General features: G+C 34.9%; 13 protein-coding genes. 2 read left to right on the top strand and 11 right to left on the bottom strand.

The genetic code is table 11. The features are described 5' to 3' along the window. Positions 1–6: 6 nt before the first annotated feature. From JJQ98_RS03850 to flgH, 5 genes are read right to left on the bottom strand one after another with little or no spacing between them, the layout of a single operon-like run. Positions 7–720, bottom strand: coding sequence for a zinc ribbon domain-containing protein (locus JJQ98_RS03850; protein ID WP_151104835.1), 714 nt, complete (start codon positions 718–720; stop codon positions 7–9). Between the two features lie 25 nt (positions 721–745). Further along, entirely contained in the window at positions 746–1,489 is a 744-nt protein-coding gene (locus JJQ98_RS03855) for a Nif3-like dinuclear metal center hexameric protein (protein ID WP_151104834.1), read from the bottom strand. Then, positions 1,470–2,354: a glycine--tRNA ligase subunit alpha gene (gene glyQ, locus JJQ98_RS03860; protein WP_005023336.1), complete on the bottom strand. Its 885-nt coding sequence runs from the start codon at positions 2,352–2,354 to the stop codon at positions 1,470–1,472. The genes JJQ98_RS03855 and glyQ overlap by 20 nt, the downstream gene beginning before the upstream one ends. A gap of 10 nt (positions 2,355–2,364) precedes the next feature. Then, complete coding sequence (thrC, locus tag JJQ98_RS03865; protein WP_151104833.1) at positions 2,365–3,825, bottom strand: threonine synthase; 1,461 nt, start codon at positions 3,823–3,825, stop codon at positions 2,365–2,367. Positions 3,826–3,882: 57 nt separating this feature from the next. Continuing rightward, positions 3,883–4,617 carry a flagellar basal body L-ring protein FlgH gene (gene flgH / locus JJQ98_RS03870; RefSeq protein WP_151104832.1) on the bottom strand — a complete coding sequence of 245 codons (735 nt, stop codon included), beginning with the start codon at positions 4,615–4,617 and terminating at the stop codon, positions 3,883–3,885. Between the two features lie 143 nt (positions 4,618–4,760). Between flgH and JJQ98_RS03875 the strand changes: the two genes are divergently transcribed. Both JJQ98_RS03875 and JJQ98_RS03880 read left to right on the top strand, forming a co-directional pair. Continuing rightward, a complete protein-coding gene (locus JJQ98_RS03875) occupies positions 4,761–6,344 on the top strand; it encodes an inorganic phosphate transporter (RefSeq protein WP_054195673.1) in 1,584 nt (527 codons plus the stop codon). Further along, positions 6,345–7,040 carry a metallophosphoesterase family protein gene (locus tag JJQ98_RS03880; RefSeq protein WP_054195674.1) on the top strand — a complete coding sequence of 232 codons (696 nt, stop codon included), beginning with the start codon at positions 6,345–6,347 and terminating at the stop codon, positions 7,038–7,040. Between the two features lie 120 nt (positions 7,041–7,160). Here the strand turns inward: JJQ98_RS03880 and JJQ98_RS03885 are convergent, their stop codons facing one another. The 6 genes from JJQ98_RS03885 to JJQ98_RS03910 form a co-directional block, all read right to left on the bottom strand. Next, positions 7,161–9,821: a calcium-translocating P-type ATPase, PMCA-type gene (locus JJQ98_RS03885; protein ID WP_060663391.1), complete on the bottom strand. Its 2,661-nt coding sequence runs from the start codon at positions 9,819–9,821 to the stop codon at positions 7,161–7,163. 238 nt (positions 9,822–10,059) lie between these two features. After that, a complete protein-coding gene (locus JJQ98_RS03890; RefSeq protein ID WP_151104831.1) occupies positions 10,060–10,686 on the bottom strand; it encodes a superoxide dismutase in 627 nt (208 codons plus the stop codon). A gap of 73 nt (positions 10,687–10,759) precedes the next feature. Next, positions 10,760–11,080: a hypothetical protein gene (locus JJQ98_RS03895; RefSeq protein WP_005023321.1), complete on the bottom strand. Its 321-nt coding sequence runs from the start codon at positions 11,078–11,080 to the stop codon at positions 10,760–10,762. Between the two features lie 9 nt (positions 11,081–11,089). Then, positions 11,090–12,424: an NFACT family protein gene (locus JJQ98_RS03900; RefSeq protein ID WP_065826906.1), complete on the bottom strand. Its 1,335-nt coding sequence runs from the start codon at positions 12,422–12,424 to the stop codon at positions 11,090–11,092. Next, on the bottom strand, positions 12,403–13,956 hold the full coding sequence (locus JJQ98_RS03905) for a DNA repair protein RecN (protein WP_151104830.1): 1,554 nt from the start codon (positions 13,954–13,956) through the stop codon (positions 12,403–12,405). Before JJQ98_RS03905 ends, JJQ98_RS03900 begins: the two co-directional genes overlap by 22 nt. Next, positions 13,956–14,810, bottom strand: coding sequence for an NAD(+)/NADH kinase (locus tag JJQ98_RS03910; RefSeq protein WP_151104829.1), 855 nt, complete (start codon positions 14,808–14,810; stop codon positions 13,956–13,958). Before JJQ98_RS03910 ends, JJQ98_RS03905 begins: the two co-directional genes overlap by 1 nt. Position 14,811 lies beyond the last annotated feature (1 nt).

The raw sequence follows: 14,811 nt of genomic DNA on the forward strand, positions 1-14,811 counted from the left end.
AGAATCTTAAGCATTTTCTTCTTGATTATAAAGGATTCTACCACAATGTGGGCAAGTAATAATATCATCAGAGCGAATAACATCAGAATAGATTTTGTCATTAATGCGGATAAAGCAACCACCACAAGCCTGTCTTGTAACCGGCACAACGCTAGTGTTTTTAGCCCATTTTCGAATCTTTTCATAAAAAGAAATAATTTTTTGGTCCATTTTTGCTACCAAAGATTCTTTTTTGGTAAAAATTTCTTGTTGTTCTTTTTTGATTTTTTGGACTTCTATTTCGGTTTCTTGGCTAATTTCTTTTTGTGATTCTTTTAAGGAATTAATCTTGTCTTCTAATTCTTTAATATTTACATTTTTTGCCTCTAAAAGCGTGTTTAATCTAGCAATTTCTTCATTGGCAAAAGTAATTTGCTCTTTGGCTAATTCTTCTTCCAAACTTAACGCTTTGCTTTCTTTTTCGGTTTTTATGAGTTTGGTTTTTTTGGCAATTTCTTCTAGCTTTAAGGATAAATCTTCTAGGTGATTTTCATTTTTTTGAATTGAGAGTGAAATATCCTTTGCAACGCCTTTGATTTCTTCAACTTCGCTTTGTAGGGCTTTTTCTTGTGATAAGATTGCGTCTAATTCTTTGTTTGCTTCTTTGATTCTTGGTTCAAAAGAATCGATTTCTTTGTCAAGATTTGCAATTTCTATAAGTTGGGTTAAGTGTTTATTCATATTTTTCTCCAAAAGTTTAATATTCTCAAACAAAACAAAAGGGATTTTGTGAATCCAAAATTATAGCTTTATAGCCGAGATTTGTCAAAAGAGGTGAGAGGATTTCCCCAAAATAGCGTTCTAATTCATAATGCCCACAATCAATTAAATGTATATTTTTTTGCAAAGATTCCATTGCTTGGTGGTATTTAATATCCCCAGTAATTAAACAATCAATGTCTTGAAGTGTGCGGATAAAGTCTCCCCCGCTGCCGGTTATAAGTGCGATATTTTTGCATTTTGGGTTGGGAGAGTGAGTGATTTTTAGATTTTGGAGATTCATTTTGGTTTTTATTAATTCACAAAGGGAGGCAAAATCGCTATCCCATTGGAATTTAATGGCAAAATCTTCTTGAATGTAAGTTTTGATTCCTAAAATTTTTTCTACAAGATATTTCCCAAAATGTGTCTTATCAAAATTTGTGTGCATAGCAATAAGTTGGATATTTTTGCAAATAGCAAGATTTAATAGGGCAGTTGGATAGGTCTCATCAATAAGGGTTTTAAGTGGAGAGAAAATCAAAGGGTGGTGAGTAATAAGAAGTGAATTTTCTTCCATTTGCTCTAAAATGCTTTGAGTAACTTCTAAAGCAAGGTAGATTTTTTGAAAATTTCTTGATTTGCTACCTAAAATTAATCCAGAGTTATCCCATGATTCTTGCAAGGCAAAAGGGCTTAGAGTGTCTAATTTTTCTAAGATTTCAGCAATGTTATTTTTTGGATTTGACATTTTCTAATCTTTGAATGCGTGTGGATTCTTGTTCTTTGTAGAGTGTTGCACAAGCTTTTGAAAGTTCTCGAATCTTTAAAATATAGTTTTGTCTCTCAGTTGCTGAAATTGCCTTCCTTGCATCAAGGATATTAAAAAGATGGCTAGAGAGCATTGCACAATCATAAGCAGGGAGTGGCAATCCAGCCTCTAAAGCACGATAACCTTCTTCTTGCATTTTTGTAAAAAAATCAAAAAGCATTTTAGTATCAGCAATTTCAAAGTGATATTTTGAGAATTCATACTCACCTTCTAAATGCACATCTGCATAGGTGTAGTTTTCATTCCAAGCAATATCAAAAACATTCTCTACACCTTGTAAATACATTGCTAATCTTTCTGTGCCATAGGTGATTTCTACTGCCACAGGATCACAAGGGATCCCGCCTACTTGTTGAAAATAGGTAAATTGTGTAACCTCCATTCCATCTAGCCAAACTTCCCAGCCAAGTCCCCACGCTCCAAGTGTTGGAGATTCCCAGTTGTCTTCAATGAATCTTACATCATGATTTTTCAAATCAAGCCCTAGAAATTCCAAGCTTTTAAGATAGAGTTCTTGAATATTATTAGGGTTTGGTTTGATTAAAACTTGAAATTGATAGTAGCTTCCCAAGCGATTTGGATTTTCTCCATATCTTCCATCAGTTGGGCGGCGAGAGGGTGCGACATAAGCGACACTCCAAGGTTTAGAATCTAGGCTTCTAAGCAATGTTGCGGGGTGGAATGTCCCTGCACCTGCTGGAATATCATAAGGCTGGATAATTAAGCAACCTTGCTCTTTCCAAAATTGTTGGAGTTTCAATAAAAGTTCTGAAAAATATAGCATTAAACTTCCTTTATAACCATTCTAAAATGGCTTGATAAATTTTGTCTTTATCCATTGTTTGTGTATGGATTTCCTTTTGTGTAAATAAATTCAAGATTTGTTCTGGGATTTTGAGTGAGAAATTTTTGGCTAAGGTTTGCAAGGCTTGTTCATCACTTAAGTTGCCTAGATTTAGGGCTTTGGCTAATGTGGGAGCAAATTTTGTCCATTCTGCGGTGGAACATAATACACAAGGGGTATTTGGCGTTTCTTTTTGGATTTCTTCATAGGCTTTGAAACCACAAGCGGTATGTGGGTCTATGATTAGCCCATTTAATGCGTTTTGATTGATAGTTTCTAGGCAGTATGAATCATCACAAAAAGTTGCATTAAAATATTCTTGAATCTTTTGAAGTTCCATTTGGGTGAGAGAATATTTTTTGTCTTTTTCTAAGCTTTCCATTAACTCTTTAGTGCGGTTGCTGCCAAAAAGTGCAAAAAGTACGCGTTCGACATTGGAGCTTTTTAGAATATCCATTGCTGGAGAATAAGTTTTTTGTAATCTCTTTTGGGAGATATCATAGATTCCAGTTTGGATAAATTCTGTTAGGATATTGTTTTGATTGGAGGCAATCCAAATTTTTTGGATAGGGAATCCCATAAGTTTGGCATAAAATGCCCCTAGTGCATTACCAAAGTTTCCACTTGGGACGATGATATTGATAGGCTCTTTGGTTGTCTGATAAATTTGCAAACTAGAATAAATATGATAAATAATTTGAAAGGCTATTCTTCCAAAATTTACAGAGTTAGCAGCACTTAGGGAGATGTTTTTTTCTTGTAATTTTTGGCTGAAGGTTTTATCTTTGAGGAGCTGTTTTAAAAGGCTTTGTGCATCATCAAAATCCCCATTAATCCCTATAACTTTGAGATTTTTGGCATTTAGAGTGGTCATTTGGAGGCGTTGGACATCACTTGTGCCACCTTTTGGATAAATGCAAACAACTTTGATATTGGGTTTATTAGCAAAACTTTGGAGTGTGGCAGGTCCTGTATCTCCGCTTGTTGCGGTTAAAATAAGATATTCTTTAGAAGAATCTTCTACAAATTTGCTAAAAATCATTCCAAAAGGTTGCAATGCCATATCTTTGAAAGCACGAGTAGGACCGCAATAAAGCTTTTGGAGAAAAAGATTTTGATTGATTTTTACAAGCGGTGCTGGGGTTGTAGAATCATCAAAATCTTGATAAAGATTTAAAGCTTTTTGCAAAGTAGATTCTTCAATCCCTAATCCCAAAGCATCAAAAATAGTTTTGGTTAAAGTCGCATAATCAAAATGGCTAAGAGATTCTATTTGTTCTTTAGAAAAATGAGGTATATTTTCTAAAGTATAAAGCCCACCATAAGCAGCATTAGGATTTAAAACCGCATCTTTAAAAGCGATAGAAGCGGAATCTCCACCCCTTGTCCCTATAAAATATTGTTTTTGCACACAAATCCTTTGTAAAGAAATTTGTGTATTTTACCTTAGAGTTTCATAAAGTAGTCTTTAAAATGGCCAAATTGATTCAATAAGTTTTGTTCCCCAACCTTTTTCTGTATTCTTTTTGAGCTCCCCTTGTGTATCATACATGATTTTCGCATCTGCAATGTATTGAGATTCTATAGTATTGTTTCTTGCAATATCTGTTGGACGCACAACTCCGCTTAGATGAATAATTTGCTTTTCGCCATTGATAAGCACTTCGCGACTACCTTCAATGAAATAATTGCCATTTTGTAAAACTTTGATGATTCTAGCTGCAATAGTAGTCGTGAAAGTTTCTTGGCGGTTTTGTGTTCCTGTGCCTGTGTAAGTGGAAGTATTATTACCTAAATTAATTCCAAAACCTGTGGCATTATTGATACCATTTACGATGCTATTTATGCTAGAGCTGGAGCCTGCGTAAGTTAGGCTTGGTCCTCCAAAAGTTCCGCTAGAATTTTCATTAAGATTTTTGTTGGCACTAGAGCTTGCTTGAGCTGTTTGGTTGATAATTACTGTAACAAGATCATTGAGTTGCATAGCACGTCTATCAGAAAAGAGCAGGTTATCACCTCTACCAAAGATACTGCCGGGATTCCCAAAGTTATCTTCTTCTTCTTTTGGGGGTAATTCTTCTACATAAGCTGGTGGTTTAAAAGAGATTTGTGGGTCAGTATTTGCACAACCATTGAATAAAAATCCACCACTAATAAAGCTTCCTAATATTGCTATTTTTGCAAAAACTCTAAGTTTTTTCATCTGCATATCCTTTGCACTGATTTTGATTGTGATGAAGCAAACTTCATTCCATATTTTTAATCAAACTCTATGAAGTTAAAGGAAGGCTTATAAAAAATTTTTGTAGAATACTTTATTTTAGAAATTAAAATAAGGGATTGCTGGTGAATATTAAGGATTTTTTACGATATGAGAATGCGTTGCGTCTTAATTATGGGGATGTGCAAAAAGTAGGTGTAATTACTTTATTTGTGTTGTTGATTATTGCGATGGTTGTGTGGAATAATGATGGGATTGAAAACTCATTATTGCTCGGATTTGCAGCCATTGTTGGTGGATATATGGCACTAAATATCGGGGCAAATGATGTGGCAAACAATGTTGGTCCTGCTGTTGGCTCTAAGGCGCTTAGTATGTTTGGAGCAATTAGTATTGCAGCAGTCTGTGAGATTTCTGGAGCTTTGATTGCTGGAGGGGAAGTAGTAGATACAGTACGTTCTGGGATTATTTCAATGGAAGCTATTGGGGATTCTAAGGCTTTTATTACTTTAATGTTGGCAGCATTATTATCTGGTGCTATTTGGTTACATTTTGCAACGGCTATTGGAGCACCTGTTTCAACAACTCATGCTATTGTGGGTGGAATCTTGGGAGCTGGGATAGCAGCAGGTGGCTTTGGGGTTGCAAATTGGAGGGAGCTTGGAAATATTGCTATGAGCTGGGTTATTTCCCCATTAGCTGGAGGCGTGATAGCCGCACTTTTGTTGTATTTTATTAAAAATGCTATTACTTATAAGCAAAATAAAAAACAAGCCGCTAGACGAGTGGTACCTTATTTGATTGCCTTTATGACTTGGGCTTTTAGCTTGTATCTTATTAATAAAGGACTTAAGAAGATTATTGTATTGGATAATATGATAGTTTTTGGGATTAGCCTGGTGATTGCGGTGGTGGTGTTTTTGGCTGTTAAACCGATGATTGCTGAAGCTTTGGAAAATATGGAGAACAAAAAAGAAGAAATTAATAAGCTTTTTACAATCCCCCTTATTTTTTCAGCAGCACTTTTGAGTTTTGCACATGGGGCAAATGATGTGGCGAATGCTATTGGTCCATTAGCGGCAATTTATGATGCGCTTAAGAGTGGATTTAGCGGAGGGGCTGAAGCAGCTGTGCCTTTTTGGATTATGTTGCTAGGTGGGCTTGGAATCTCTATTGGTTTGGCATTGTTTGGACCAAAATTGATTAAAACGGTGGGAAGTGAGATTACAGAGCTTGATCAGATTCGTGCATTTTGTATCGCAATGAGTGCGGCTTTGACTGTGCTTGTTGCTAGTGAGCTTGGAATGCCTGTTAGTTCTACGCATATTGCAGTGGGAGCGGTTTTTGGGGTAGGATTTTTGCGAGAGTATCTTAAAAAACGATACAAAGAAATGGAGTTAAAGATTTTAGAAACTCATAAAGATAGAGATAGTGAGCAGATTAAAAAGTTTTTGGAATATTTTAGAAAAGCCTCTATTAAGAAAAAAGCTGCGATTCTAAAAAGCATTGATAGAAAAAAAGCAAAAAAACAAGAAGGGATTCCAGAGCTTAAGAAAAAAGGGCAAAAACAGCTTAAAAAAGTTTATCAAGAGGAGCTAGTAAAACGCTCGGCTATTAATAAGATTGTGGCAGCATGGTTGATAACTGTGCCTTTCTCTGCGGCATTGGGGGCATTGAGTTTTTTTATTTTGAAATGGTTGGGAATTTAAGTGGATTATTCAAAACCTCTTTATATTATCGGTGATGTGCATGGGTGTTTGGATACCTTGTGTGCATTGATTGAAAAGTTGCCACAAAAATGGGATTCACAGATTATTTTTACCGGGGATTTGATAGATAGGGGTAGTAAATCTTGTGAAGTGGTGGATTTGGTAAAGGAGCATAATTATGCTTGTGTTTTGGGGAATCATGAGGAGTTAATGCTTGAATATTACCATGCAATTCCTCCAAGAGGCTATAATAAAGTGTGGATTAACAATGGTGGTTATGAGGCAATGGAGAGCTACCAAAAAAATGGTGGATTTGAAAAGATACACGAGCATTTAGAATGGTTTTTGGGATTGCCTAGATTTTTGGAAATACCTATTTATGATGAAAAAGGACAGAGGCTTTTTGTAACACATGGTTTTGGATTGCCTTATTACAAAGAGAAAGAAAAAAAGGCGGAGATGATTACTTGGAGTAGGCTAAAATCGCATAACTGGGAAAAGGAAACAAAGAAAAAATATGGGGTTTTTAATGTTTTTGGGCATGATGTGCGGCTGGTGCCTATGATTATGGATAATTTTGCAGCAATTGATACAGGTTGTGTGTATATCAATGATGATTCCAAAAGTGCGGTTTTGACTGCATTAGAATGGCCTAGCAAAAGAATCTATCAGCAAAGCTATTGTGAAAGTGAGTGATTTAAAAATATCTGATGAGGTTATTTTGAGAGACTCTGTTTTTAGGGATTTAAGAGCAGTTCCAAAGAAATTTGATTGATTTTCTTTGGAAGTTGCTTGAGGGATTTTGTATTTAAAGCGTCATTTTATCTTATTTAAAATAAAACGCATTAGCTCTCCGATAATAATAACACTAAAGCCAACAAACAATATTTTTCCCCACATTTCAAGGCTTAGCGGTGTTGTTTGGAATGCTTCGCCCCCAAATTCTACAATTAAAACTTGCAAGGCAAAAGTGATAATAAAAACTCCAAGCATAAGATGATTGCTTGCAAAATTTTTGAAAATACTTTGGTTGTTTAACTCTCTTGCATTAAAGGCATTGAAAAGCTGAAAAACAACAAATAAAGTGAAAAGCACAGAGGTTTTTTCTTCTTCTTTTGCACCCAAAAAGTTCGTAAAATATTGCAAAAGGCACATAAAGGCTATAAAAATACCATTGATAATGATAAGGCTTAGCATATTTTTGGTAATGATATTTGCATTTCTTTGGATAGGCTTTTGCTTTAAAAGATTTTTAGAAATCGGCTCTAAACCTAAAGTTAGGGCAGGTGGTCCATCCATAATGAGATTCACCCATAAAAGTTGTAAGGCACTAAATGGAGCAGTAAATCCCATAATGACAGCACTTAAGACGATAATAACAGAAGAGAGATTGACGGTGAGTTGGAATTGTATGAATCTTTGAAAATTTTGGTAGATTCCTCGCCCCCATTCAATGGCTTTGACAATGGTTGCAAAGCTATCATTTAATAGCACAATATCGCTAGCTTCTTTGGAGACTTCTGTCCCGCTAATTCCCATAGCTATTCCAACATCTGCATTTTTGAGTGCTGGAGCATCATTGATGCCATCTCCTGTTAGAGCTACAACATTCCCTTGAGATTTTAGGGCATTGACAATTTGCATTTTGGTATGCGGAGTAGAGCGGGCAATGATTTTGACTTTTGGTAGTATTTTTAATAGCTCTTGTTGGCTTAAATTTTCTAGTTGGCTTGCTTCAAGTATGATTGAATGATCATCTAATAAATGGAGTTGATTGCCAATAGCTTTGGCAGTTGTTAGATTGTCGCCAGTTAAGATTTTAATATCAATGCCCGCATTTTTGCAATCTTGAATCGCCTCATAGACTTCTTCTCTTAATGGATCAGCAATAGCCACAAAACCATCAAAAACCATTTGGCTCTCTAAGAAATCTCTATCTTGCAGGTTTGTATTGCTAGGCAATTCTTTGTGTGCAAATGCAATCACGCGATAAGCTAAACTTTGATAATAGAGAATTTGTTTGTGGATTTTTTGCACATCTTGGCAGGGCATCATAGAGCAAATATCAAGGATTTTTTCAGGAGATCCTTTGCTAAAGCAAATCATCTTATCTTGGATTTGTGCGATACTTGTCATATTTTTGGTTTGTGATGAAAAGGGGAAAGAATGGAGAATTTGGAAATTTTTTCTTATTTTGTGGTAGTCAAATCCTATTTTATCGCCCCATACTAGAAGCGCACATTCTGTTGGATTTCCAATGAAATTGTAAGAATTATCCTTTTTTGTAATATCTGCTGTGGAATTTAATGCGGCATTGTGGAGTAAAAAGAATGATGAATCTTTGATAGGGCTAGATTGCAGGGCTGTATAGGATTCTTTAACCTCAATGATCCTATCTTGAATAAAAGAATATTCCACACTCATTTGATTTTGTGTGAGTGTCCCAGTTTTATCCGAACAGATAATATTAACACAACCAATGGTTTCACAAGCGATAAGTTTTTTGACTAACGCATTTTGTTTGGACATTTTGATGATATTGAGTGCTAGAGAAATTGCTACAATAGTTGGCAAACCTTCTGGTACGGAAGCTACAATTAATACAATGCTAGAAATAAAGGCTTGAGCAATGTTTTCAAAGCCTGCATTATCCCTAAAAATAAAAAAACACACTTGAATAATAAAAGCCAAAAAGGCAGCACTTGCTCCAAAAATAGTAATTTTACTGCTTAATTTTTGAAGTTTTTCTTGTAGTGGGGTTGTGGTTTTTATGGAGCTATCAAGGGCTTTGGCGATTTTTCCAAACTCTGTATTGTTGCCAGTAGCGACACAAAGCGCCTTTGCATTGCCTTGTGTGATAAAACAGCCGCTATAAAGCATATTTTCATAAGTGTTGCTAGAATCTTGATGGGATAAAATAGCACTTTTGGTATTTGGCATACTTTCGCCAGTCAAGCTTGATTCATTGCACATTAGACTTTGAGAGTTTAGAATCCTGCAATCACAGGGGATTTTATTGCCTGTTTCTAAAAATACAATATCGCCTGCAACGATATTTTCTTGCGTAATGAGTTGAATCTCTCCATTTCTTAAGACCTTTATTTTATTGTCTTGTGTGATGGCATTGAGGGCTTCAAAAGCCTTTTGGCTACGATTTTCCATTATAAGAGTGATAGCCACAGAGAGAAAAATTGCAATAAATATACCAACGCATTCCAAAAAATTAGCTTTTTGGTGATAGAGGTATTCATAGGTATTGATACCCAAAGCCAAAAAGGCTGCAAAAATCAAAAGTAAAACCATAGGTTCTTTGAGTGCTTCAATGAGTTGTTTTAAAAAAGGTGGAGGAGGGGATTTTTCAAAAACATTCGCACCAAAGTTGGCTTGATTTTCTAAAACTTGTTGGGAGGTTAATCCTAGCTCTTGATTGCTATGATATTTTGAAATAAGTTCTTCTAAGGGTGTATTGTGAAACAATTTAGCTCCTTTGTGCTATACATGAAGCTAAATTTAAGACAAAAAGAGATTCATATATAGCTATATTTAGTTATATATGAGTCTCATAATTTAAGACAAAACCAGATGAAAATTCATCAGTATGTTGGTTTGCCACAAGTTGCCTTGCTTACTACTCCCTCATAAAATCAAAATTATAATGAAAAGAAGTTGAAAATTATTTTAAAGTGGTAGAAAACAGCCAAAAAGGCTGCTTGTTCTATGAATGAAGGGAATTCATATAAAAATTAACAGAATTTAAACCTTCTTTTTTTGCCCATTCAAGAGATTTTGAAACAAAATCCCAATGGATATGATTAAAGAATTTTTCTAAATAGCTAGGTCTAGCATTTCTGTAATCTACATAATAAGCATGTTCCCAAACATCAACAACCAATACAGGAATTAATCCTTGAGTAATCGGAGTTTGTGCGTTGCTTGTTTGAGTGATTTCTAGTTTTTTGGAGTTTGGATTATAAACAACCCAGCACCAACCAGAGCCAAAAAGTGTAGTAGCAGCTTGCAAATAAGATTCTTTGAATTTTTCAAAACTTCCAAAGCTATCATTGATGGCTTCTTGCAATTCAGTACTCAATGGAGTTTCTTTTGGTGCAATGCAATCCCAATAAAAATCGTGATTATAAACTTGAGCAGCGTTATTGAAGATTCCACCTTGAGATTTGGTCACAATTTCAAATAAAGATGAATTTTCAAATTCTGTGCCTTTAATGAGATTGTTTAGGTTATTAACATAAGTTTGATGATGTTTTCCATAATGGAATTCACAGGTTTCTTTGCTAATAAAGTCTTGGATTTCATTAAATGGTAATTCTCGTAGTTTAAACATATTTTTCCTTTTTTGATATTTTGGACTTAAAAAGTCACGCGACAATTTTACATTATAAAAATAAAAAAATGGATTAAACAGAAATATTTAAATGTTGGATTGTCCCATCTTCCCCTAGTTGTATTTCATCTTGTGAATCTTTTTGGGATTTTTTTTGATTTTGGTTTTGATTTCCTTCTTGGTCGCGTTTGCCATTGCCTTCTTTATCCTCATCTGTTTTGAGTGTTTCTTCTGTTGGTCGCACTTCTTGAATCTCTTCTTGTCTATCTTGCATTTCTTGGAGATTAACCATAGTTTGAAAGTCGAGCTTAACTTGCGCATTGGCTTGTTGGACAGAGCTAACTTGCGAGTTTTGATTGATGTAATTAACATTGCTAATTGGAGAAACTGCCATTTTATCCCCTTAATTTTTTGCTATTTGTAGCGTTTGTTCCTTAGCATAAGTAACATTAGCGCCTTGCGTGATTTTTACAAATTTCCTTTTTGTATAATCCACTTCATAATTTCCATTAAAGCTTTTAAGAAAGCCTACAAGAATCTTAGCAGCTTTTTGTAAAATTATTTCTGGAATTTTATTTTTTCCACAATGAATGATTAAATGTGAGCTTGGAATATTGCGGATATGCATCCATATATCATCGGCTTTTGCTTCTTTGAGTAAAGCGATATTTTCTCTTTGGTTTTTCCCGATAGAAACTTTGAAGCCTTCAATAAAGAAGTTTTCAAAGCTTTTAGAGGTTTTGTTTTTGTTTTCTTTTTGGGAGTGTGAATCTAAAATTTGCAAATCGTTTAGATTTGTTACATTTTGAACCATTTTTAAGAGGCTGGTATAAAATGCAATTCTTTCTTGCAAGTTTTCTTCTTGGAGGTGAATATTTTGTGCTTTTTTGCTAAGTTTTTTGGAGTTTTCAAAAAAGATTTGTGCGGCGTGGCTTAGAGAAGTTGCTTTGCTAGGCAGAGTAATTGTGGTATTTTCTAGTGTAATTTCTTTGCCTTTGAAGTTTGGGTGAAGATAGAGATTTTGCAAAATGAGTTTGCCAAATAAGGATTCTTGTTTGGCGTTGGTTTCTAATACCTTTTTGTCTTCTAGTGATTCTAAGAAATGTTGTAATTGTTTGATTTTGTGGTTAATTTGTGTGCTTGATTTGATGATTTTTTGTTGGAGCGTCTTTGTTTTGAGGTCTAAGAAGTTTGTTTTGAGAATCTCAAATAAATCCCCTTGTTCTTTCAAAAGAGGTTTTTTTGTTGGTTGGGGTAGGGGAAGTAGTGGTTTTCCGATTTTTACTTCGCGGAAAGATTGTTCTTGGGTAATATGCCTTAGTGCATCAAGAACAATAAAATTTGTGGTAAGCAAAATAAGATTGGTATAACAACCTGTAAATTCAGCTTGTAAGATAACTTGATTGGTTTTGTAACTATTTTGTGTTTCCAAAAAAAGCTGCAAGATTCGGTTATCGCCATCAATTTTTGAATCTTTGATTTGTGCGTTATAACAAAGCTTTTGCAAACTTTTATCAAAAGGTGCATTGTAAATTTTGGGAGAAATGAGCAATTCATCAGTAATGTAAATAGTGCTTTTGGATTTGGTTAAATCAAAATAAAAAATCTCTGCATTGATGTCAAGCCTAAAGAGATTGTCCCCTATGCGTTTGATAGAGCGAAGTTTCTTGGGTGTGGCATTTAAAAATGTGGAGAATTGTTTGAGTGTGCTAAGATTCATTGTAAATTTTCTATACATTTAGCGGCAAAGTCTAATGCCTCTTTTGTGATTTTGTTTCCGCTTATCATGCGTGCAATTTCTTGAATCCTGCCATTTTTATCAAGCGGTATGATTTGTGAGCCTTCAAGGTGTTTTTGGACTAGAAAATGAGAGTTTGAGAGGCTTGGCATATGGGGTTGGTGTGAAATGGCAAAAATTTGATAGTTGGTAGAGAGTTGGTTTAGAATTTCTGCTACCCCTTGAGATTCTTCACCACTTAAATTAGCATCAATTTCATCTAAAATAATAATAGCTTGGTTTTTTTCTTGCGTGCTTTGGGTGAGAAGTAGGGCTAGTAAAAAGCGGTTAAATTCACCAGCACTAAGATTTTTTAATTCGGTATTTAGGGTGATAATAAAATTTGCATTGCCTAAAATATTGTAAGAATCTAAAGGTAATTCTTGGAGTGTAATAGTAGCTGGAGGCATTTTGAGTTTTTTTAAAGTGGCGTTGAGGGATTGCTGGAAGGCTTGCAAATGTGAATTTCGAGAATCCAAAAGGGCTTTGGCGGTTTGTTGGAGGGAATTTTGGCTTTGATTAAAAGCGTTTTTGGCTTCTTTTAGGAATGTTTCAAGATTTTCGTATTTTTGTAACTCTTCTTTTTTGTTTTTTAAAGCCTCTATGGCTTCATCGATTCCTCCATATCTATGTTTTAGACTGCTTAAAGCCTCGATACGATTTAAGATTTCTTCGGGATTTAGGTTGTCTATCTCGTTTAAGTGCTCGCTTTCTTGTTGGCATAGCGATTCTAATTCACTAAAAGCGTTGAGTATAGAATCGTTTTCGTAATTGATAAGGTTTAAAAAATTGGAAATTTTATGAGAGTGATTAAGAATCTCTTGGACTTCTTGGAGGCTTTGGGAGATTTTTTCTTTTTTGGAGATTTCTTTTTTGAGCGCCAAAAGCTCTTCATATTCGCCTTTTTTTGGGTTGAGAGTTTCTAATTTTTGGATTTCAAATTGTAAGAATTCTTTTAGCTCATTGACTTTTAGGGATTCTTCTTGGAGTTTGTTGAGGTTGGATTTGGCATTTTGATAGGTATTGAAAGCCTTTTGGTAGGAAGTTAAGAGATTTTGATGCTGAGAATTTTGCGTAACACAGAAATTATCAAGTGCAAAAAAGAGATTTTCTTCTTTGAAAGAAGCATAGGTTTTGGTGCCTAGGTATTTTAAAAAGGGGGCAAAAATTTCTGTAATTTTCTTTTTTGGAATATTTTGTGCGTTGAGAAAATAGCGGATTTTATCCTTTTTAGTAAGGGTTAAAGTTACCTCGCCTTCATCTATTAATCCTTTTAATTCTTCTGGAATCCCATATAATTCTAAAGTGGCTTCTAAAATCTCTGCATTGCTTTCTTTTAATCCAAAAAGCGCAAGAATAGATTCCATCAAAACGGATTTTCCTGCACCACTTGCACCACTAAAAACATTGAAATTAGGAGTAGGTTCAAAGGAAGCTTCTTTGAAGGCAGGAGAGTTTTTGATAACGACTTTTTGGAGTAGGATTTTTTGCATTATTCGTAATCCCCCCAGTGGAATTTTTGTTTGAGGATTTTGAAATAATCCCAATGAGGATTGTGAATTAGTTTTGCACCATTTTTTTGAGCAACGATAGAAATTTGTTGTTTGAATTTAAGGGTTTTGTTTTCTTGTCCATCTATGATGATATTGCAAAGCCCTTGTTCTCCGAGTTCGACTTTGATAGTAAAAGTAGAAGGCAAAATCAAGGGTCTTTGTGTGAGTGAATGCGCACAAATTGGTGTTAGAAGTAAATTGTGGGAGAAAGGATAAACAACAGCACCGCCTGCGCTAATATTGTAAGCAGTAGAGCCTGTTGGTGTGGCAATAATTAGCCCATCCCCATAATATGAATTAAAATAATTTTCATCAATATAAGCCTTAAGGTGTATCATAGAAGTATTATGAGGACGAGTTAAGATGATGTCATTGAGGGCAAAAAAGCTTGTTTGGTTGTCAATTTTGCCTTCTAGCATCATATGATTGGTAATATTATAATCTCCATTTTTGAGATTGGGGAGAAAAGAGCTTACTTCATCTTTTTGCAAATCAGTTAAAAAACCTAAATGCCCCATATTGATTCCTAAAATGGGCTTTTGGTGTGAAAAAGAGCGTCTAGCTGTGGAGATAAGTGTGCCATCACCGCCTATTGATATAAGTGCATCACATTGTTTGCAGAGTTCTTCGAAGTTTAGCCCATTCATATTAATCATACCTGCACTAATAGAATCTAAAATCACTTCAAAGCCCAAAGAATGTGCAAGACTTTGGAAATCTAAAAAATATTCTTTTAGTGCTGGGGTAGAGGGGCGTAAAATAACGCCTAGGGTGTTAATGGCTGGATTTTTCATA

This window comes from Helicobacter pullorum NCTC 12824 (assembly GCF_017979475.1).
Classification (GTDB): domain Bacteria; phylum Campylobacterota; class Campylobacteria; order Campylobacterales; family Helicobacteraceae; genus Helicobacter_D; species Helicobacter_D pullorum.